Source organism: Burkholderia semiarida, assembly GCF_029268935.1.
In the GTDB taxonomy this organism is placed as follows: Bacteria; Pseudomonadota; Gammaproteobacteria; order Burkholderiales; family Burkholderiaceae; genus Burkholderia; species Burkholderia semiarida.
Genome location: NZ_JAHLCL010000008.1, coordinates 1154755 through 1174096, shown reverse-complemented (window position 1 = coordinate 1174096; position 19342 = coordinate 1154755). Strand labels below are relative to the sequence as shown.

The window sequence follows — 19342 nt, the reverse complement described above, 5'->3', positions numbered from 1 at the left end:
GCATGGGAATCGCCCCCGCGACTGCCCGCCGCGGCCGGCTGAAACCCGTTATAAGAAATTCAATAAGTATTTCATGCGGGAAATACTATAGGCGATATATCAAAAACAATGCCAGAATGCGCGCCGCTCCGAACGCCGCGACACCCGATCGCCGTCCGAGCCGCCTCAGGAGGTTCCCCCCAAATGAAAAACCACGGCCTGTCACGGCGGGGTTTTCTGAAAGCCAGCGTGCTGGCGGGTGTCGCTGTGTATGTCGCGCCCATCGGCAGCCGCGCGTTCGCGGCGCTCTTCGAAGAAAAACTCCTCACCCCCGTCAAATGGGATAGTGTCACCGGCATCCCCCAATTTCGCATCGACGGCATCGCGAAGGTCACGGGCTCGAAAGTGTTCGCCCGTGACGTGCGCGCCGCCGACATGCCGCACTGGCCGCAGCAGCAGTCGCACGCGCTGATCCTGCGCGTCACGCAGGCCGACCGCACGTACGAAGGCTTCGACCTGTCGCTGCTCGGCGATGAGCTGAAACCGGACCGCGTCGTCACGGCCGACGATCTCGCGCGCGACGGCGTCGCGTTCCCGGCGTTCTACGGCGACGACATGCTGTTGCCGGCCGGCAAGACGCCTGCGTATCTCGGCCATGCGGTCGCGATCCTGATCTATCACGACTTCGCGCGCTTCCGTTTCGCGAAGAACGCGCTGAAGTTTCGCGACGACGTGATTCGCTACGGCGCGGTCACGGGCCCGCTCGAACGCGATCCGTGGGGCACCTTCCGCTATGTGCGCGTGGGCGGCAAGACAGCCTATGACGACGACGTCTATTCGAGCCTGAAGGACGCGCCGATCTTCCCGAGCATGATGCGCAAGCACCTGCCGGTCTGGCCGGACGGCAAGGCGCACGGCAAGCTCGACGAGCAGGGCATGTTCCTCGCCGGGCAGATCGGTGCCGAACTCGATCATCCGCCCGCCGAGTGGCTCGTGTTCGACCGCGAATACAACACGCAGTCGGTCGATACAGCCGCGCTCGAACCCGACAACGCGAACTGCTGGTACGACGCTGCAACGCAAGCGCTGCACCTCGTCGTGCCGACCCAGTCGCCGCTCGAGGTGTCGGAGAACGCGGCCGCGATGGTCGCGAAATGCCGCTTCCCGGTGAAGAAGCTGTTCGTGCATCCGTGCTATACGGTCGGCTACGGCTCGAAGGATCACTTCAACGTGCCGTTCTACGGCCTCGTCTGCGCGCTGTACGCGGACGGCCGCCCGGTGCGTTTCGCGAACGACCGCTACGAGCAGTTCCAGACCTCGTTGAAGCGTCACGCGTTCAAGATGCATTACCGGATCGCGGTCGATCGCAACACCGGCCTGCTGCAGTCGTTCAAGGGCGATTTCGAGGCGAACGGCGGCGGGCGCTCGAACTTCTCGCCGTCGGTCGCGATGGTCGGTGCCACGGCCGCGCAATCGATCTACTACTTCCCGAAGAGCGATCTCGCGGCCGTCGCGATCGCGTCGCGCGCGATCGATGCCGGTTCCGCACGCGGCTACGGCACGCTGCAGAGCATGGCCGCGACCGAGATGGCGATCGACGAGATCGCCGCGCAACTGAACATCGACCCGATCGACTTTCGGCTGCGCAACGCGCTGCGTTCGGGGATGAAGAACACGCAGGGCGCGATTCCCGCCGGTGCGCTGCGCGTCGACGAAGTGCTCGAACGGGCGAAGCAGCATCCGCTGTGGACGCGCCGTGCCGCGCGCAAGGTCGAATTCGAGGCCGCGCATCCGGGCAAGCGCTACGGCGTCGGCTTCGCGTGCGTGCAGAAGGATTTCGGCACGGGCGCGGAAGCGTCGTTCGCGAAAGTCGAATTCGACGAGCACGGCAAGGTGTCTCTGCAGCATACGGCGGCCGAGATCGGCACCGGGATGTCGACGTCGCAGGCCGTCGCGGTCGCGAAATGGCTCGGCCGCCCGGCGACCGACGTCCGCGTGGCGCTGACCGAATGGCCGGACCTGCCGATCGAGACGAGCGGCGATCCGTATCTGATGTCGCAGGCCGACCAGGATCGCCTGAGCGCGAACCCGCGCTGGTCGCCGGGCTATGCATCGCCGTCGAGCGCGACGAACTCGGCGTACTACTTCACGCACAGCACGCGCGAAGCCGCGCGCGCCGTGTTCCGCTACGGGCTGTGGCCGGCCGCGATGTCGATCTGGACGCGCGGCCTCGGCGGCGGCCAGGCCGCGCCGTACACGATCCGCATCGAGGATGCGCGCTGGGTCGACGGCAAGCTGACCGCCGACGGCCTCGAGCCGCTGACGTTCGAGCAGCTCGCGAAGCAGGCGCATGCGCTCGGCCTGCCGACCGGCGCCGTCGTGCACGTGTTCAACCGCTGGCAGTGGACCGACGCCGAGTTCGAGGTGGGCGGCACGGTCGAGCGTCTGCCGATCGACGGGCTGTCGCTGCGTGTCGGCGCGCCGAAGACGGGCGACGACGGCCCGATCCCGGGCACCGCCGCCCCGGCCGGCGCGACCGCGTTGCGCGGCACGCTGCCGCCGACCGCGAACGGCTACCGCGTGCTGGACCGCAAGCGCGTGTTCATCCCGCCGACGAGCCGCAACAACGCGGCCGTCACGTACTACACGGCGGTCGGCACGCTCGTCGAGCTGGCCGTGCACGAAGCGACCGGCAAGGTCGAACTGCTCACGCACCACTCGATCATGGAATGCGGCAACCAGATTTCGCCGCAACTCGTGTCGGGCCAGTTGCAGGGCGGCCTCGCGATGGGCATCGGCCATGCGCTGCACGAGTACCTGCCGCTCTACGAGGACGGCCCCGGCAACGGCACGTGGAACTTCAACCGTTACCGGTTGCCGCGCGCGTCCGACGTCGCCGTCTGGACGCAAACGGGCGAGGTGCTGCCGCCGCTGTCCGAGACCGATCCGCCGAAGGGTGTCGCCGAAGTGGTGATGATCCCCGTCGTCGGCGCGATCGTGAACGGCATCGCGCACGCGATCGGCCATCGTTTCACCGACTTGCCGGTGACCCCGCAAAAGATTCAGGAGGTGCTCGCATGACGACCGCCCAAACCGCGGCTTCGGCCGCGAGCGCCAGCGCGGCTGCGACCGGCGCTTCCGTGCCGGCGGCGGCTTCGGCCGCCCCGGCGTCCGTTCCCGCCACGCCGGCTGCACCGGCACCGGCTGCCGTCGAACGTCCGCTCGTTCGGTTCCAGCAGAAGCCGCTGTCGGTCAGGATCAACGGCAACGCCGTCGGCCCGATGCAGGTGCCGGAAGGGCTGATGATGATCAAGTTCCTGCACGAGTACGTGGGCCTCACCGGTTCGCGGCTCGGCTGCGGGCAGGGCATCTGCCACGCGTGCGTCGTGATCGTCGACCAGCCGGACGGCACGAGCGAGGAAATGCGCACCTGCATCACCGGCGCGCACTTCTTCCATGGCCGTTCGATCCGCACGATCGAAGGCCACGCGAAGCGCAACGAGGCGGGCGAGGTCGTCGAGCTGTCGCCGATCCAGCAGAAGTTCCTCGAGCACTTCAGCTTCCAGTGCGGCTATTGCACGCCCGGCTTCGTCAACGCGGCGACCGTGCTGATCGAACGCCTGAAGCGCGAGCCGGTCGCGAAGGCCGACGTGGAACGCACGATCACCGACGCGCTCGATGCGCACCTCTGCCGCTGCACGGGCTATGTCCGCTACTACCAAGCCGTCAAGGACGTGGTGCTGACGACGCCAGGACTCGTGAAGGACGCCGCATGACACGCACACTCGCTCATCGTGTCGCGCGTGCCGCGGGCCTGCCCGCGCTCGCCGCGATCTGCGCGCTGCTGCTCGCCGCCTGCGGCGGCCACGACGCGTCGGCGTCGAGCGCGGCGTCCGGCGCGCCCGGCGCCGATGCGATCGCGCGCGGCCGCTATCTCGTCAAGGCTGCCGACTGCGCGGCGTGCCACACCGCGAAGGACGGCGCGCCATTCGCCGGCGGGGCGGCGCTCGAATCACCGTTCGGCACGTTCTACGGCTCGAACATCACGCCCGACAAGGAACACGGAATTGGCAACTGGAGCGCGGACGACTTCTACGCCGCGCTGCACGACGGCAAGGCGCCGGGCAAGCGCCTGTATCCGTCGATGCCGTACACGTCGTACCGGCAGCTCACGCGCGCCGACGCCGATGCGATGTACGCGTACCTGAAGACGGTGAAGCCGGTCGCGCAGGAAAACCGCGCGCACGACCTGAAGTTCCCGTACAACCTGCGCTTCGGCATGCTCTTCTGGGACATGCTGTTCCTGAAGGACAGCCTGCCGGATGCGTCGGCCGGGCAATCCGCCGGCTGGCGGCGCGGCCGCTATCTCGCGGGCGCGCTCGGCCATTGCGCGGAATGCCACACGCCGCGCGCGTTCACGGGCCAGCTCGACGGGGCGAAGCCGTTCGCGGGGGCCGCGCTCGGCCGCGTGGCCGCGCCCGACATCACGCCGGGCGGCCTCGCCGCGCGCGGCTGGACGGGCGCCGACCTGCAGACGTTCTTCGGCGTCGGCATCGCGCCGCAAGGCTCGGCATTCGGCGAGATGTATCCGGTCGTGCACCTGAGCACGCAGTACCTGACGAAGGACGACCTGCGCGCGCTGTCGGTGTACCTGCTCGGCGATACGCCGCCCGCGTCGCAACCGGTGAAGCCGGTGTCGGCCGATACCGCGCAGCTTGCCGCCGGCCGCTCGGTGTATCTCGCGGTCTGTGCGGGCTGTCACGGCTTCAACGGCGAAGGCAAGCCGCACGTGGCGGTGCCGATGAACGGCAACTCGACGGTGCGCCAGGACGACCCGCGCAACCTGCTGGTCGCGATGCTCGACGGCATCGACGAGCAGAAGTTCGCCGGCTTCGAGAACCTGCAGCCGATGCCGGCTTTCGCGCGCACGCTGAGCGACGACGAACTCGCGCAGCTCGCGAACTATCTGCGCGCGACGTGGGGCGGCCAGCCCGCGAGCGTCACGCCGGCCGACGTGAAGGCGATGCGGCGATAAATCGGACGACGAAACAGGGCGTCGCGCGCGACGCGGCCGAGTGCCGGCCGCGTTTGCGCGTGACGCCCCGTTCAAGCCAGTCCGGCGGCGCGTCAGTAGCCGCCGCCACTACCTCCGCTGCCTCCCGAGCCGCCGTACCGGCTCATGCCCGGTCCTTGCGAGACGCCGCTGCCCGACGACGTACAGCCCGCCGACAGCATGAGCACCAGCGCCGCGATCAGCGTCGCAGCCAGCGTTGCCGATTTCATTGCAATCTCCTTGCAGCGCGCAGGCCACGGGAAAGGCGGCTCATGGGAACCGCGCGCCTGCGCGATGACAAGACGTTTCGGCGAAGCGTTTATTCCATGCTTTTCGCGTATCGCCGCGGCGGCGGCGCCTGGATCAACGATAGACGAGATCGGCGCGGCGATTCTGCGCCCACGCTTCCTCGTCGTGGCCGAGTGCGACCGGTTTTTCCTTGCCGAGGCTGACCGCCTCGAGTTGCGTCGCCGGCACGCCGAGCGTTTCGAGCGCGCTCGCCACGGCCTGCGAGCGGCGCTGGCCGAGCGCGAGGTTGTATTCCGACGTGCCGCGCTCGTCGGTGTTGCCCTGGATCAGCACGCGCCGCGCGGGATGGCTGCGCAGATAGTCGGCATGCGCCTGCAGCAGCGACTGGAATTCGGGCTTCACCGAGTACTGGTCGAAATCGAAGTAGATGCTGCGCTTGGCGAGCGGGCTGTTCGGATTGTTCAGATCGTCGGCCGTCACTGTCGCGACGGCTTCGCTCGAGGGCGTCGGCGCCCCGCCGGCATTCTCGGGCGTTTTCGCCGCGTGGTGGCAACCGGCCAGCAGGACGAAAGTTGCCAGGACCGCAATTCGGTTCATTTTGCTCATCGTTCTTCTCCAGCGGTTGACTGCGTTGAAAGCGGGGCGCGTGCCGTTCGCACGCAGCCGTCCGGCCGCCATGGCGCGAAATGTCCGGCTTCGCTGCCGCGATGCGGATTCGTAAGCCGATGGTGCGCCAGATGAAAGAATGTTGCGACCGGAACGCCGGATCGCGGCGTCGCTGCAAACAGATTAGGAAAAATGTCACAACGCGACCAGTTTCTTCGCATTTTTTGCGCAAACGCGACAGCCGGGAGGCATTCTTGCTTCCGTGGGCGGTGCGCGGTAAGCAGCGCCTGCCACAGCGAAAAAGGCCGCGCACGGGGCGCGGCCTCGTCGGTGGCGGTCATGGCGCTTGGGTGATGCGGGAAGCGCTCGCCCGATGCAGCCGGTCGGCAGCGTGACACGGCGGCGCACGCCGCGTCGTCAAAACTTGTGCCGCAGCCCCAGCGCGACGACGGCCTGGTTGCTGTTCGCGGAAGGCGTCAAGGTCCAGACCGTCGCGTTGAACGCGGGGTTGCCGTTGCCGCCGCTCACGCGCTGATAGGTGCCTTCGAGATACGCATCCGTGCGCTTGGACAGCGCATAGTCGGCCTGCGCGACGACCTGGTTCCATTTCGGGCGCGTCTGGCCCGTGCGCGTATCGAAGCGACCCATCGTGTACGTGTACGCGGCGGCGACGGTCAACGCCCGCGTGACGAAGTAGCGTCCGTCGATCGAAAAATTGTCGAACACCAGCGATTCGCCTTTCAGCGGGGCGATGTTGCCGCCCTGGAGCACGCCCGTCACGCCGTCGGTGGTCGAATGCGACCATGCGACGCCGACCGAGTGCGGCCCGAACGCATAACGGCCCGCCATCGCCCAGATCTGCTGGTTGCCGCCCGTGACCGTCGCCGAGCCGTCGACGGTGCTCAGTGCGCCGTCAGGGTTCGATGCGTTGCGGTCGCGGCTGATCTTCAGGTAGCCGGCGCCGAACTTCAGCGGCCCGTTCGCATACGACACGCCCGTGCTCCACACCGCGTTGTTGGAGAACTGGCCGGCCGTGTTCGAGAAACCGATCATTGCGCCGAACCTGAGCCCGCGAACCGTCGGGCTCGTGTACTTCACCGCGTTGTTGATGCGCAGGTTGCGGTTCGAATCGTCGTTGTCGTACGGGTGGACCGCGAGGTTGCCGCCCCAGCCGGGCCGGCCGCGCCGAGCGGCGTCACGAAATCGAGGATCAGGTCGTACTGGCGGCCGAAGGACAGCGTGCCGGCCGTCTCCGAACCCACGCCGATCCACGCCTGGCGGCCGAACAGGTCGACGCCTTTCTGCGACAGCTTGCCGGTGGTGCCGGAGAAGCCGTTCTCGAGCGTGAAGACCGCGGCCATCCCGCCGCCGAGATCCTCGCGGCCGTGCAGCCCCCAGCGCGACGCGTTCAGCGCGCCGCTCGTCATCGCGACGCTGCCGCCGCCGGGCGAGCCGGCGCCGCGCGTGCGCTGGTTGCTCGAGTAGGTGATCGACGTGTCGATCAGGCCGTACAGCGTCACGCTGCTCTGGGCAAGCGCGACATCCGGCACGAAGCCGGTCAGGCAGGCGGCAATGACGGTCCCCGCGATGCGCGCGCCGGCATGCGGGTTCATTGTGCAGGAATGCATAGGTGTTTTTGTTGTTGTGTGGGAGCGGCCTGACGGCCGATGGATCGAGCGGCCATTATTGGAGATCGTGCGGCGGTCGATTAAGGCGTTGCACAGGAAAGGTCCTCTGCGGAATCGCTTGGAATTGCGATGCGTCGGCTGCACGGAGGCAGTCGGGGAGGGGGCGTGCGGGGGCGATGCGTGAGGTGCCGCGCACCCTTGCGCGATTGCGTGTCGGCCTGTCTGGCGGCTGGTGGCGGACATGCGGGGAGGGCGTGGCAGATGCCGGGGTTCGGCACCGGCCGCGACGGCGGCGGCGATCGTCGCATTGGCGGCGTCGGCTCGACAGGGGCTATCGCTCGATGACGCTTACGTCGTATCCCAGGCTGGTGCGTGAGCGGGCGGCAGGCTCGCGTTTGTTTTTGCGATTTCCGAACATCGATGCCCGGCAAATTCCCGAAGCACCCAGTCGCGCAATATTTCGGTTGCGTGTCTCGTCGCGGAACGAGGGCTATAGACGAGATCGTACTGGAAGCTGTCCAGCGCCAGGTCGAACGGCCGGACCAAGGTGCCGTTGGCCAATTCGTCGGAGACCAGGGTCAGGCTTATCAGGCCGATTCCCTGTCCGGCAAGGGTCGCTTGCATCGCATGGACCTCGTCGTTGAACCGGAGGCCGTCGTTCGGATCGGTGCCGCGTATTTTGGCCGCCTCCAGCCAGCGCGCCCATGTAATCGCGCGTTGATCGTCGCGAACGGCGGGCCCCCAATCGAAGTGAATCAGCGTCGCGCGCTGCAGGTCTTTCTCGTCGGAGATCGACAAATGCGGACGACACACCGGCGTAAAACGGTCCCTGAAAAGCGGTTCCGAAATGAGCCCGGGATAGTAGCCCGAACCGTAACGAATCGATGCATGCGCGGACTGATCGAGGTCCACGATGGCATTGGTGGCGTCGAGCCGAAGGGTCCAATCGGGATAGGCGGTACGAAATCCGCCTGCGCGAGCGGCGAGGCATTTTGCGGTGAATGCGACCGTGGACGTGAGCGTCGCGACCCTGGTTTCGTCGATGTTTCGCGCTGCCTCGATGGCGCGCTCGAAGCTGTCGAAGCCGTCACGAAGCGCCGGAAACAGCGCCTTGCCGTTTTCCGTCAACCGGACTCCGCGTGTCTCGCGCTCGAACAGTTTGACGTCGAGCCATTCTTCGAGTTGACGTATCTGGTGGCTGATGGCGGTAGGGGTGACATTGAGTTCGTCAGCCGCAGCTTTAAAGCCGGCGCGCCGCGCCGCGGCTTCGAATGCACGTAGCGCGCTCAACGGAGGCAGTTTGCGCATGGGTTAGAAAAGCTCATCTGTAAGGTGAGAATTGACCATTTGCTGCGCTCGAAAGCGCCATCGATACTCCGATCCTTGACAATCACGCGGAACTCGACGGAGAGCCTTCCATGAAAATCGAACAGGTGCACACGAATCCCGATCCCTATGTACCGTTTGCATTATCTCAAGCAATTCGGGTGGGCGGTTTCGTCTTCGTTTCTGGGCAGCCTGCCATTGGCGAGGACGGTGAAATCGAAGGTCCCGGCGATTTCGATCGTCAGGCGAGGCGCGCGTTCGGCAATCTGGAGCGTGCGTTGAAAGCGGCCGGTTCGGGAATGAATCAGGTCGTCAAGACGACGATCTTCCTGAAGTCGATGGCGTACCTCGACAGAATGGTCGACGTGCGTCGGGAATGGTTTTCCGCGCCGTATCCGGCGGAAAGTCTCGTCGAAGTCTCGGCCCTGTATTCGCCGGACGCATTGATCGAGGTCGAAGCGATCGCGGTCGTATCGGAAGCGACGTCGTAGAAACGGTGGTCGTACGCGCGGCGGCTGGACAGCTTACGATAGGCCGAAAAGCGGACATCTGAACTTAGCTAGAAGCGACATTACTACTTTGCTCTTACAACTTGTGTCATACCCGGATTCAGATGTCCACCTTCCAGCTATTTAAAAATGTCCGGTTTTAAGGTTGGTTTTGCTGTGTCTTTTTCCTCGTTTTGACCGTTACGCAGTGTCGAAGGTCGGCGCCTGAACGGGCAGGGCGCTCACGCTTGTTTCTCCAGCTTTTGCAGACCGACGGCCAGGTTTGTCTGCTGGCTTGGCGGGTTGCCTACGTTGCGCCAGATCCACGATCACATGCTCGACGTCGGCCTGCGTGATCTCGCGTTGCTTCTTCTTGCCTGGTTCAGCCTCGTTTCGGTTAGTTCGCGTCGAGTCGCCACGATGCGTTCGAGACGGCGCTTTACCGATTCGGCTGTTATCACGTTGCGCCTGAAGCGCTTGCGCGACCTGCAGTACATGACTCAAGCGCTTGTGCTCGACGACGGCACCTTGATCGATTTCGGCCAGACGGTCGTATTGTCTGCAGCGCAACACACGATCGTCAGACCGGATTTCGATCCGCCCATCCGGGTACTCCCACACCTCGATCGTTCGATCGATCAGCTTCCGATTCTCCGGCGTGTCGTCCAGCAAATACATCACCCGGTCGTACTGAACCGTGAGCGACTTCGTCACTTTCCGCGGCTCGCGCCACGTCAGCGCCCGGTCCAGACTCTCGTCGGCCCGCAACGGCCGGTGCGCATTGAAGTCGCTCTTTGGCGGCTTCGCGAAGCGCGTGTTGTGGGCGGCCATGAAGGAGGGCGCGTAAGCGTTGGCGTCGGCCATCGTGTTGATCCCGCGCAATCGCATCTCCTTAACCAATCGATCCTGCAACGTCAGGTGCGCTCGCTCCACGCGCCCCTTGGCCGAGCTGCTGTTCGCGCAGAACGTGTCGATGTTCAGTTCGTACATAGCCCGGCCGAACGGTGTCACGCGGTTACCGGTCTTGCCTGGCGTCACGTTGCGGAACACGCTGGCCTTGTCGCTATAGAACGCCCCAGGTTTGCCGTGCCGCTCGATGTACGCTCGCGTCGCTTCGAAGTAGCTGAAGGTCGATTCGGTCTGCGTGAAGTGCAGCATCATCAACCGGCTCGTCGCGTCGTCCACATACACCAGCAGTGTGCAGGCCGGCGCCCGTTCCTCGAACCACCGATGGTCGCTGCCGTCGATCTGGATCAGTTCGCCCAGACACGCCCGACGCGCGCGCGGCTGGTAGACCTTCGGCGGCCGTTGTCGGCGCGGAATCCAGAGCCCAGCGTCCGTCATCAGCTTCCTGACCGTCTCCTTGGCCAGCCGAATGCCGTGGCATTCGTACAGCTTCTCGCAGGCCAGCGTCGGCCCGAAATCGGCGTAGCGATCGCGGATGATCGACAGCGCACGATCAGCGGCTCCCGGGTCGAGACGACGGTTGCCGGGCTTCGATCGGTGTCCCGACACCAAACCTGCCGGCCCGTGCTCGCGCAGCCGGGCGACCAACCGGCGAACCTGGCGGGTCGTCAACTCCAGCCGTTCCGCTGCACGCCATGGTTTGAGCTTGCCGTCGGCTACGTCCTGAATGACCTTGAATCGATCCAGCTCGCGCATCGTCATCGTGATCCGTTCCGTTGCAGCCATCGCAGCCTCCGGCGCCGGACAACCGGCGGCCCGTCAGCTTACGCAGCCCGAATGCGGACATCTCTATGTAGCCAAAAGCGGACATTTCTATCTAGCCGCTACACACTTATTTGGGTGATAATTCACGTTATGTCAAGTAAGGAATAGACATGAACACCCTCCATCGCGCGGATTCCGCAATCCCGACGTGAGTCGAGAAATCCGCAAAACAGGCGCGCCGCACCCACAACGGCGCGCCTGCATTCACCCGGCCATCAAACGGCCATCACCGTCACCGACTTCGTAACGAGATACGGCTCCAGCGCTTCCGGCCCGCCTTCCGACCCATAGCCCGAATCCTTCACGCCGCCGAACGGCATTTCCGGCCACGGCGTCGCCGGCTGGTTGATCCACAGCATCCCGACTTCGAGGCGCTGCGTCAGCAGATGCACGTTCGCGAACGAACGCGTGAACGCGTAGCCGGCCAGACCGAACGGCAAACGGTTCGCCTCGGCGATCGCATCCTCCAGCTTGTCGAAACCGCGGATCGCCGCGACCGGGCCGAACGGCTCGTTGTTGAACACGTCCGCTTCGAGCGGCACGTTCGCGATCACGGTCGGTGCGAAGAAGTTGCCTTCCGCACCGATCCGCTCGCCGCCGGTTTCGATGCTCGCGCCGACCTTGCGCGCGTTGTCGACGACCGACGCCATCGCGCTCAGGCGCCGCGGGTTCGCGAGCGCGCCGAGCGTCGTGCCTTCGTCGAGGCCGTTGCCCACCTTCAGTCCTTCCGCATGCTTGACCAGCGCGCGCGTGAATTCGTCGCGGATGCTGTTGTGCACGAGAAAGCGCGTCGGCGAAATGCAGACCTGCCCCGCGTTGCGGAATTTCGCACCGCCGGCGGCCTTCACCGCGAGCGCGACGTCCGCATCCTCGGCGACGATCACCGGTGCGTGGCCGCCCAGTTCCATCGTCGCGCGCTTCATGTGCTGGCCCGCGAGCGCGGCCAGTTGCTTGCCGACCGGCGTCGAACCCGTGAACGTGACCTTGCGGATCACCGGGTGCGGAATCAGGTACGACGAAATTTCAGCCGGATCGCCGTACACGAGGCCGATCACGCCCGCGGGCACGCCCGCATCGACGAACGCGCGCAGCAGCGCGGCCGGCGATGCGGGGGTTTCTTCCGGCGCCTTCACGAGGAACGAGCAACCCGTGGCGAGCGCGGCACTCAGCTTGCGCACGACCTGGTTGACCGGGAAATTCCACGGCGTGAACGCCGCGACCGGGCCGACCGGCTCCTTCACGACCGTCTGCTGCGCACCGAGGTTGCGCGGCGGCACGATCCGGCCGTACACGCGGCGGCCCTCGTCCGCGAACCATTCGATGATGTCGGCCGCTGACAGCACTTCGACGCGCGCTTCGGTGAGCGGCTTGCCCTGCTCCTGCGTCATCAACTGCGCGATCGTGTCCGCGCGCTCGCGCACCAGCGCGGCCGCCTTGCGCATCGTCGCCGCGCGCTCGTGCGCGGGCACCTTGCGCCATGCTTCGAAGCCGCGCTGGGCGGCGGCGAGCGCGCGGTCGAGATCGGCGATGCCCGCGTGGGCCACCTTGCCGATCGGCTTGCCGGTCGCCGGGTTCACGACGTCGATCGTCCTGCCGCTCGCGGCGTCGACCCACTCGCCGTCGATCAGCAGTTGCGTATCCGTATAAGTCACGTTAGCCATCCAGACACCCCTACATTGCGTCGATAAAACGCGCGCTGCCGCGAACGGCCGCGCGCCGGTTGACAAAAAGCCATGCCGCCAGGGCAGGCACGCACCCGGCGGCATGGGCGGCAGGCACGCCGGCCCGCCCTCGTTTCGCGGCGCCCCGCGCTCAGTGCGCGGCCGCCGTCGCCTTGCGGAGTTTCGCGACGTCCGCCGCCTGCACGGCCGGCGCGCCGTTGTTCCACCCGGCGCGCATGAACGTCAGCACGTCGGCGATCTGCTGGTCGTTCAACTGGTTCGAGAACGCCGGCATCGGATACGCGGACGGCACGCCACCGATCACGAGCGTGTCGCTGCCGTTCAACGTCACGTTGATCAGCGACGATGCGTCCGCCTCCAGCACGTTCGGATTGCCGGCGAGCGGCGCGAGCAGCGGTGCATAGCCGCGCCCGTCCACACCGTGGCAATGCAGGCAGTAAGCGTTATACACCTTCGCGCCCGGATCCGTTGCCGGCCGGCCCAGCGCGACCTGCGTCGGCTTCGGATCGTAGCGGTACGGCGGTGCGCCCGTGCCGCCTGCCGCCGGCAGCGATTTCAGGTAGCGCGAGATCGCGGCCAGATCGTCGTCGGTCAGCTCCTGCGTGCTGTGGTTGATCACGCTCACCATCGAGCCGAATGCGGTCGCGTGCTGATTCGCGCCGGTCTTCAGGAACTGCGCGACGTCCGCCTCGTTCCAGCGGCCAAGCCCGGTGTTGTGCTCGCCGGTCAGGTTCGACGCGAACCAGTTGTCGATCGACGCGCCCGACAGGAACGCCGCGCCGCTTTCGTCGAGCGCCTTCTCCTGGAAGCCGACGCCGCGCGGCGTGTGGCACGACCCGCAGTGCCCGAGCCCCTGCACGAGATACGCGCCGCGGTTCCACACCGCATCCTTCGCCGGCTTGTCCGCGTACGGTGTGGAATCGAGGAACACCATGTTCCACAACGCGAGCGGCCAACGCATGTTGAGCGGCCACGGGATGTCGGACGGCCGGTTCGCCTGCTTCACCGGTTCGACGCCGTGCATGAAGTACGCATACAGCGCCTTCACGTCGTCGTCCTTCAGCTTCGCGTACGACGGATACGGCATCGCCGGATACAGGTTGTGGCCGTCCTTCGCGACGCCCTTGCGCAACGCGCTGGCGAAATCGGCCTCGGTATAGCCGCCGATGCCCGTATCCGGATCGGGCGTGATGTTGGTCGTGTAGATCGCGCCCATCGGCGTGACCATCTTCAGGCCGCCCGCGAACGGCGTGCCGCGCGGCGCGGTATGGCACGCGACGCAGTCGCCGGCTTTCGCGAGATACGCGCCGCGAGCGACGAGCGCGCTGTCGGCGGGCGCCGTTTGCGCGGCATGCGCGGCCGTGCCGGCCAGCAGTGCGGACAGCGCAAGCAGCGACGCGCGCAGCGCCTTCAGGTTCAAGGTGAGATGTCGCATGGTCGTCCCTCCCCTCAGGCCGTTTTCAGCTGGTTGCCGACCGGCAGCTTGCGCAGCCGCGTGCCGGTGGCCGCGAAGATCGCGTTCGACAGCGCCGCCGCGGTCGCGGCCGTGCCCGGCTCGCCGATCCCGCCCGGCGCCTCGCCGCTCTTCACCAGATGGACTTCGATCGGCGGCACCTCGTTGATTCGCATCATCCGGTAGTCGGTGAAGTTGCTCTGCACGACGCGGCCGTCCTCGATCGTGATCTCGCCGTACAGCGCGCCCGTGATCCCGAAGATGATGCCGCCCTGCACCTGCGCCTCGATCGTGTTCGGATTCACGACCATCCCGCAATCGACCGCGCACACGGCGCGCTTGACCTGCACCTCGCCGCCGTCCACCGCGACGTCGATGACGATCGAGAAGAAGCTGCCGAACGCATGCATCACCGATACGCCGCGCCCCTGCCCCTTCGGCAGCGACGCGCCCCAGCCGGCCGCCTTCGTCGCGACGTCGAGCACGTTGCGGGCGCGCGGCGACTTGTCGAGCAGCGCGCGGCGGTACTGCACCGGGTCGGTCTTGGTCTGCGCGGCGAGTTCGTCGATGAAGCTTTCGACGACGAACGTGCTGCGCGTCGGCCCGACGCCGCGCCAGAACGCGGTCGGCACGTGGCGCGGCTCCTGGCGCACGTAGTCGACGAGCTGGTTCGGCAGGTCGTACGGCAGTTCGGCCGCAACCTCGACCGCGTCGGGATCGACGCCGTCCTTGACCGCGGGCGGCGCGAAGCGCGCGAGGATCGACGAGCCGACGATCCGGTGCTGCCACGCAACCGGCTTGCCGTTCGCGTCGAGGCCGGCGGAGATCTTGTCGTAGTAGCACGGCCGGTACATGTCGTGCTGGACGTCTTCCTCGCGCGTCCAGATCACCTTCACCGGGGCATTGACCTGTTTGCCGACCTTCACGGCCTGGCCGATCATGTCGGTTTCGAGCCGTCGGCCGAATCCGCCGCCGAGCAGATGGTTGTGCACGACGATCTTGTCGGGCGACAGCCCGGTCAACTGTTGCGCCGTGTCGCGTGCGCGGGTCGGCACCTGCGTGCCGACCCAGATGTCGCAGCCGTCGCCGCGCACGTGCACCGTGCAGTTCACCGGCTCCATCGTCGCGTGGGCGAGCAGCGGCTGTTCGTAGACGGCATCGACGCGCGTCTTCGCGTTCGCGAACGCCTTGCCGACGTCGCCTTCCTTGCGCGCGACCGCGCCCTTGCCGTTCGCCGCCGCCTGCGCGAGATCCGCGAACAGATCCTTCGTCGACACCTTCGCGCCCGCCCCTTCGTTCCACTTCACGACGAGCGCCGATGCGCCGCGCTTCGCGGCCCACGTGTGATCGCCGACCACCGCGACCGCGTTGTCGACGCGCACGACCTGGCGCACGCCGGGGATCTTCTTCGCGGCCGTGTCGTCAACGCTCGCAACCGTGCCGCCGAACACCGGGCTGTTCACGATCACCGCGTACAGCATCCCGGGCAGGCGCACGTCGAGCCCGAACTGCGCGGTGCCGTCGACCTTCTCCGGCGAATCGAGGCGCTTCGCGGGCGTGCCGATCAGCTTGAAATCCGCCGGCTGCTTCAGCACGACGTCCTTCGGCACCGGGAGCTTCGCCGCCGCGTCGGCCAACTGGCCGTACGATGCGCGCCGCCCGCTCGGCGGATGCTGCACTTCGCCGTTCGCCGCGCGGCAGCTCGCCGGATCGACGCTCCATTGCTTCGCGGCCGCCGAGACCAGCAGCGTGCGCGCGGTGGCGCCCGCGCGGCGCAGCGGCTCCCACGCGTAGCGCACCGACGTCGAGCCGCCGGTGAGCTGGCCGCCGAGCAGCGGGTCGAGGAACAGTTTCTCGTTGGGCGGCGCATGATCGAGCGTCACGCTCGACAGCGGCACTTCGAGCTCTTCCGCGATCAGCATCGGCAGCGCCGTATAGACACCCTGCCCCATCTCGACCTTCGGCATCACCAGCGTGACCTTGCCGGCGCGGTCGATCTGCACGAACGCGTTCGGCGCGAACACGCCGGGCGGCGCGGGTTCGGCGGCGTCGCCGCCGATCACCGAGCGACGTGTATCGTCACCGGCCGCCGGCAGGCTGAAGCCGAGCAGCAAGCCGCCGCCGGCGGCGGCGCCGAGCGACATGCCGAGTTTCAGAAACGACCGGCGCGACACGCTCGCGCCGGCCCGACCTGCTTCGATCAGTCCGCGTGACATGTCAGGCTCCTTTTGCGGCTTGTTTGACGGCCGCGCGAATCCGGTGGTACGTGCCGCAGCGGCAGATGTTGCCGGCCATCGCCGCGTCGATATCCGCATCGGTCGGGTTCGGGTTCGATGCGATCAGCGCGGTGGCGGCCATCACCTGCCCCGACTGGCAGTAGCCGCACTGGACGACGTCGAGCTCGCGCCACGCCTGCTGGACCTTGTGGCCGGCCGGCGTCGCGCCGACGGCCTCGATCGTCGTGATCTTGCGGCCGGCGACGGCCGCGACCGGCAGCACGCACGAACGTGCGGCCACACCGTCGAGATGCACGGTGCACGCGCCGCATTGCGCGATGCCGCAGCCGAACTTGGTGCCGGTGAGGCCGACGACGTCGCGCAGTACCCAGAGCAAGGGCATGTCGTCGGGGGCGTCGACCGAGCGGGTTTCGCCGTTGATGTTGAGGGTGATCATTCAGCCTCCGGGGCCGTTGTATTTGGGGAAGCGGCGCGAACGAGGCGCGCTGCGCCGCAGGGTCGTCGTCATCGCCGTTGCGTCGTGCGCAACGGGTGCCCCCGCGGCCCGGGTGCGGGCGAGCCGCGGCGGTGTTGCTTGCTTGCGTGGTTACTCGGCCACGTCGATGGCCGACAGCACCTTGATCACCGGAGGTGCGGTGAACCACTCGGCCGACTTCGTGCGGAATTCGCCGAAATACGGGCTCGCGAGGTGCGCGTCGAATGCCGCCTGGTCGTCGTAGATCTCGTACAGATGCAGGTTCGGCGATCCGTCCTGCTCGCGGAACAGGTCGTAGCGGCGGTTGCCCGGCTCGGTGCGCGTCTTCGCGACCATGCTGCGCAGTTCGGCCTCGGCGGCCTGCGCGTGTTCGGGTTTCAGGAACAGCGAAGCGATCACGTGAAGCGCCATTTTTCACTCCTTTGAAAACGGAAACGAGCATGCCACAAGCCGGCGTCTCGCGGCGCCAGCGTGCAGCGGGTATGTCGCCGTGCGGCGGGATCAGGCCAGCTCGTCCGGGCCGACGCGCACGACGACCTTGCCGAAATTCTTGCCGGCGAGCAGGCCGATCAGTGCTTGCGGCGCGTCGGCGAGATCGGGAACGACGTCCTCGCGCGTCTTCACCTTGCCCTGCGCGACCCATTCGGTCATGTCCTTCAGGAACGGCGCATAGCCGGTCGCATAGTGATCGAGGATGATGAAGCCCTGCACGCGGATGCGCTTGCGCAGGATCGCGCCCATCAGCGCCGGCACGCGGTCACGGCCGGTCGACACGGCCTTGTCGTCGTATGCCGCGTCGTTGTAATGCGCGATGATTCCGCAGACGGGCACGCGCGCATGGTCGTTCAGCAGCGGCCACACCGCGTCGAACACGGCGCCGCCGACGTTCTCGAAATAGATGTCGATGCCGTTCGGGCACGCATCCTTCAGCTTCGCGGCAAACGCCGGATCGTGGTGGTCGACGCATGCGTCGAAGCCGAGCGTACCGGTCACGTACGCGCACTTGTCGGCGCCGCCCGCGACGCCGACCACGCGGCAGCCCTTCAGCTTCGCGATCTGGCCGACCACCGCGCCGACCGCGCCGCTCGCGGCCGCGACGACCACGGTTTCGCCGGCCTTCGGCTCGCCGATCTTCAACAGGCCCGTGTAGGCGGTGAAGCCCGGCATGCCGAGCACGCCGAGCGCGTACGACGGGTGCGCGAAGTCGCGGCCGAGCGGGATCAGGTCGCGCCCGTCGGACAGCGCATAGTCCTGCCAGCCGGCGCCGGCGACGACGAGATCGCCTTCGCGAAACGCCGGCAGATTCGACGACACCACGCGGCTGACCGTGCCGCCGACCATCGGCTGGCCGAGTTCGGCCGGCGGTGCGTAGGACGGCGCGTCGCTCATCCGGCCGCGCATGTACGGGTCCAGCGACAGCCAGACGGTGCGCAGCAGGACCTGGCCGGCGCCGGGCACCGGCACGTCGCCGGTTTCGGCGCGGAAGTTGTCCGGTGTCGGTGCGCCGACCGGGCGCGAATTCAGGACGATCTGGCGGTTTGCAGTCTTGCTTTGCGGCATGTGAGCCTCCGTCAACAGGAATGAACGTGCGTCGTGGGCACGATCGGATCAGGGATGGACCAGCAGGAAGTGCGCGCCCCCGACGGCCGCGGCGGTGTGGCCGGGGCGGTCGCAGACAGGCGGTGGGAGCGATCGGGACAGCGTAACGCGGCGTATAGCGTTCGTCATGAATGATTGAGTAGACCAGTCGTCTATAATCAGGGCAAAAACAAGGCGCGCCATGCGCGCCGGAATTACGACTGCGCGCCGTCGGACGCGGCCGGCGGCAGATTCAGCATGCGCCGCGTTTCGATCATCGCCCTCTCGAGCGGTTTGCGGTTGCGGTGAATCTTTTCCAGCAGTGTCGCGCCCAGCCACAGCTCGTACAGGATCGCGGCCGCGTGCGACGGATCGTCGACGCCGCTCAGCGAACCGTCGGCCAGCCCGGCCTCGATGCCGCCCGCGAGCCGCTCGATGATCTGACTGGTGCCGCGCCGCAGTACCGCGCGCATCGCTTCCGACAGGTCCGACACTTCGGCGCCCAGCTTGACCGCGAGGCACTTGCCTTCCGGATCGTCCGCGCACTGCGTGTGCAGCCAGTTGCCCCAGTACGTCATCAGGCGCTCGGCGCCCGTGCCGGCCTGCTGCTTGAACAGCTTGTCGAGATGCGCGAGATAGCCTTCGAAATACGATTCGAGCAACGCTTCGCCGAATGCCTCTTTCGAGCCGAAGTAATGGTAGAACGAGCCCTTCGGGATGCCCGCCGCGGCGAGAATCTCGTTCAGACCGACCGCCGAAAAGCCCTTGTGGAGCATGATCGGCTTCGCGATGTTCAGGATGTGCTGGCGGACTTCGGCGCCTGAAGATGCATTCATGATGGCGTATGGTAGCAACGA

The 19342-nt window shown here is 66.8% G+C and carries 15 protein-coding genes and 1 pseudogene; 4 read left to right on the top strand and 12 right to left on the bottom strand.

The window, feature by feature from the left end; genetic code table 11:
• The first annotated feature begins 183 nt into the window (after positions 1 to 183).
• Genes KPB06_RS28530 through KPB06_RS28520 form a run of 3 tightly spaced genes read left to right on the top strand, consistent with a single transcriptional unit; the run spans position 184 to position 5014 of the window.
• Entirely contained in the window at positions 184 to 3060 is a 2877-nt protein-coding gene (locus KPB06_RS28530; RefSeq protein WP_275905830.1) for a xanthine dehydrogenase family protein molybdopterin-binding subunit, read from the top strand.
• Positions 3057 to 3755 (top strand): (2Fe-2S)-binding protein, encoded by a 699-nt coding sequence (locus tag KPB06_RS28525; RefSeq protein ID WP_275905831.1) that lies wholly within the window; start codon positions 3057 to 3059, stop codon positions 3753 to 3755. The genes KPB06_RS28530 and KPB06_RS28525 overlap by 4 nt, the downstream gene beginning before the upstream one ends.
• The gene (locus tag KPB06_RS28520; RefSeq protein ID WP_275905832.1) at positions 3752 to 5014 is read left to right on the top strand and encodes a cytochrome c; all 1263 of its coding nucleotides are present in this window, start codon (positions 3752 to 3754) and stop codon (positions 5012 to 5014) included. The genes KPB06_RS28525 and KPB06_RS28520 overlap by 4 nt, the downstream gene beginning before the upstream one ends.
• 92 nt (positions 5015 to 5106) lie before the next feature.
• Here KPB06_RS28520 and KPB06_RS28515 read toward each other — a convergent pair whose 3' ends face one another.
• From KPB06_RS28515 to KPB06_RS28500, 4 genes and pseudogenes are all read right to left on the bottom strand, one after another.
• Complete coding sequence (locus tag KPB06_RS28515) at positions 5107 to 5262, bottom strand: hypothetical protein (protein WP_180278239.1); 156 nt, start codon at positions 5260 to 5262, stop codon at positions 5107 to 5109.
• Positions 5263 to 5395: 133 nt separating this feature from the next.
• The gene (gene pal / locus KPB06_RS28510) at positions 5396 to 5887 is read right to left on the bottom strand and encodes a peptidoglycan-associated lipoprotein Pal (RefSeq protein WP_124659274.1); all 492 of its coding nucleotides are present in this window, start codon (positions 5885 to 5887) and stop codon (positions 5396 to 5398) included.
• A gap of 417 nt (positions 5888 to 6304) precedes the next feature.
• Positions 6305 to 7515: pseudogene (locus tag KPB06_RS28505) on the bottom strand (porin).
• Between the two features lie 348 nt (positions 7516 to 7863).
• A complete protein-coding gene (locus tag KPB06_RS28500) occupies positions 7864 to 8823 on the bottom strand; it encodes a LysR substrate-binding domain-containing protein (protein ID WP_059574379.1) in 960 nt (319 codons plus the stop codon).
• A 110-nt stretch (positions 8824 to 8933) separates the two neighbouring features.
• Between KPB06_RS28500 and KPB06_RS28495 the strand changes: the two genes are divergently transcribed.
• Positions 8934 to 9332: a RidA family protein gene (locus tag KPB06_RS28495; RefSeq protein WP_059574380.1), complete on the top strand. Its 399-nt coding sequence runs from the start codon at positions 8934 to 8936 to the stop codon at positions 9330 to 9332.
• Positions 9333 to 9530: 198 nt separating this feature from the next.
• On the opposite strand, the gene KPB06_RS28490 is transcribed toward KPB06_RS28495, so the two are convergent.
• The 8 genes from KPB06_RS28490 to KPB06_RS28455 form a co-directional block, all read right to left on the bottom strand.
• Positions 9531 to 11021 (bottom strand): ISNCY family transposase, encoded by a 1491-nt coding sequence (locus tag KPB06_RS28490; protein ID WP_059574381.1) that lies wholly within the window; start codon positions 11019 to 11021, stop codon positions 9531 to 9533.
• Between the two features lie 254 nt (positions 11022 to 11275).
• Positions 11276 to 12721: an NAD-dependent succinate-semialdehyde dehydrogenase gene (locus tag KPB06_RS28485; RefSeq protein ID WP_059574384.1), complete on the bottom strand. Its 1446-nt coding sequence runs from the start codon at positions 12719 to 12721 to the stop codon at positions 11276 to 11278.
• Positions 12722 to 12872: 151 nt separating this feature from the next.
• Positions 12873 to 14177 (bottom strand): c-type cytochrome, encoded by a 1305-nt coding sequence (locus KPB06_RS28480; protein ID WP_275905834.1) that lies wholly within the window; start codon positions 14175 to 14177, stop codon positions 12873 to 12875.
• Between the two features lie 14 nt (positions 14178 to 14191).
• Positions 14192 to 16411 (bottom strand): xanthine dehydrogenase family protein molybdopterin-binding subunit, encoded by a 2220-nt coding sequence (locus KPB06_RS28475; protein ID WP_099317460.1) that lies wholly within the window; start codon positions 16409 to 16411, stop codon positions 14192 to 14194.
• 1 nt (position 16412) lies between these two features.
• The gene (locus KPB06_RS28470) at positions 16413 to 16868 is read right to left on the bottom strand and encodes a (2Fe-2S)-binding protein (RefSeq protein WP_099317459.1); all 456 of its coding nucleotides are present in this window, start codon (positions 16866 to 16868) and stop codon (positions 16413 to 16415) included.
• A 150-nt stretch (positions 16869 to 17018) separates the two neighbouring features.
• Positions 17019 to 17318 (bottom strand): putative quinol monooxygenase, encoded by a 300-nt coding sequence (locus KPB06_RS28465; RefSeq protein ID WP_059574388.1) that lies wholly within the window; start codon positions 17316 to 17318, stop codon positions 17019 to 17021.
• A gap of 90 nt (positions 17319 to 17408) precedes the next feature.
• A complete protein-coding gene (locus KPB06_RS28460; RefSeq protein WP_059574389.1) occupies positions 17409 to 18467 on the bottom strand; it encodes an NADP-dependent oxidoreductase in 1059 nt (352 codons plus the stop codon).
• 233 nt (positions 18468 to 18700) lie between these two features.
• On the bottom strand, positions 18701 to 19321 hold the full coding sequence (locus KPB06_RS28455; RefSeq protein WP_059574390.1) for a TetR/AcrR family transcriptional regulator: 621 nt from the start codon (positions 19319 to 19321) through the stop codon (positions 18701 to 18703).
• Positions 19322 to 19342: the final 21 nt, after the last annotated feature.

Coding starts and splice junctions, on each gene's coding strand:
- KPB06_RS28460 (WP_059574389.1), bottom strand. CDS start 18,467: ATGCCGCAAAGCAAGACTGCAAACCGCCAGATCGTCCTGAATTCGCGC.
- KPB06_RS28465 (WP_059574388.1), bottom strand. CDS start 17,318: ATGGCGCTTCACGTGATCGCTTCGCTGTTCCTGAAACCCGAACACGCG.
- KPB06_RS28500 (WP_059574379.1), bottom strand. CDS start 8,823: ATGCGCAAACTGCCTCCGTTGAGCGCGCTACGTGCATTCGAAGCCGCG.
- KPB06_RS28485 (WP_059574384.1), bottom strand. CDS start 12,721: ATGGCTAACGTGACTTATACGGATACGCAACTGCTGATCGACGGCGAG.
- KPB06_RS28475 (WP_099317460.1), bottom strand. CDS start 16,411: ATGTCACGCGGACTGATCGAAGCAGGTCGGGCCGGCGCGAGCGTGTCG.
- KPB06_RS28470 (WP_099317459.1), bottom strand. CDS start 16,868: ATGATCACCCTCAACATCAACGGCGAAACCCGCTCGGTCGACGCCCCC.
- pal (WP_124659274.1), bottom strand. CDS start 5,887: ATGAGCAAAATGAACCGAATTGCGGTCCTGGCAACTTTCGTCCTGCTG.
- KPB06_RS28525 (WP_275905831.1), top strand. CDS start 3,057: ATGACGACCGCCCAAACCGCGGCTTCGGCCGCGAGCGCCAGCGCGGCT.
- KPB06_RS28455 (WP_059574390.1), bottom strand. CDS start 19,321: ATGAATGCATCTTCAGGCGCCGAAGTCCGCCAGCACATCCTGAACATC.
- KPB06_RS28480 (WP_275905834.1), bottom strand. CDS start 14,177: ATGCGACATCTCACCTTGAACCTGAAGGCGCTGCGCGCGTCGCTGCTT.
- KPB06_RS28515 (WP_180278239.1), bottom strand. CDS start 5,262: ATGAAATCGGCAACGCTGGCTGCGACGCTGATCGCGGCGCTGGTGCTC.
- KPB06_RS28495 (WP_059574380.1), top strand. CDS start 8,934: ATGAAAATCGAACAGGTGCACACGAATCCCGATCCCTATGTACCGTTT.
- KPB06_RS28530 (WP_275905830.1), top strand. CDS start 184: ATGAAAAACCACGGCCTGTCACGGCGGGGTTTTCTGAAAGCCAGCGTG.
- KPB06_RS28490 (WP_059574381.1), bottom strand. CDS start 11,021: ATGGCTGCAACGGAACGGATCACGATGACGATGCGCGAGCTGGATCGA.
- KPB06_RS28520 (WP_275905832.1), top strand. CDS start 3,752: ATGACACGCACACTCGCTCATCGTGTCGCGCGTGCCGCGGGCCTGCCC.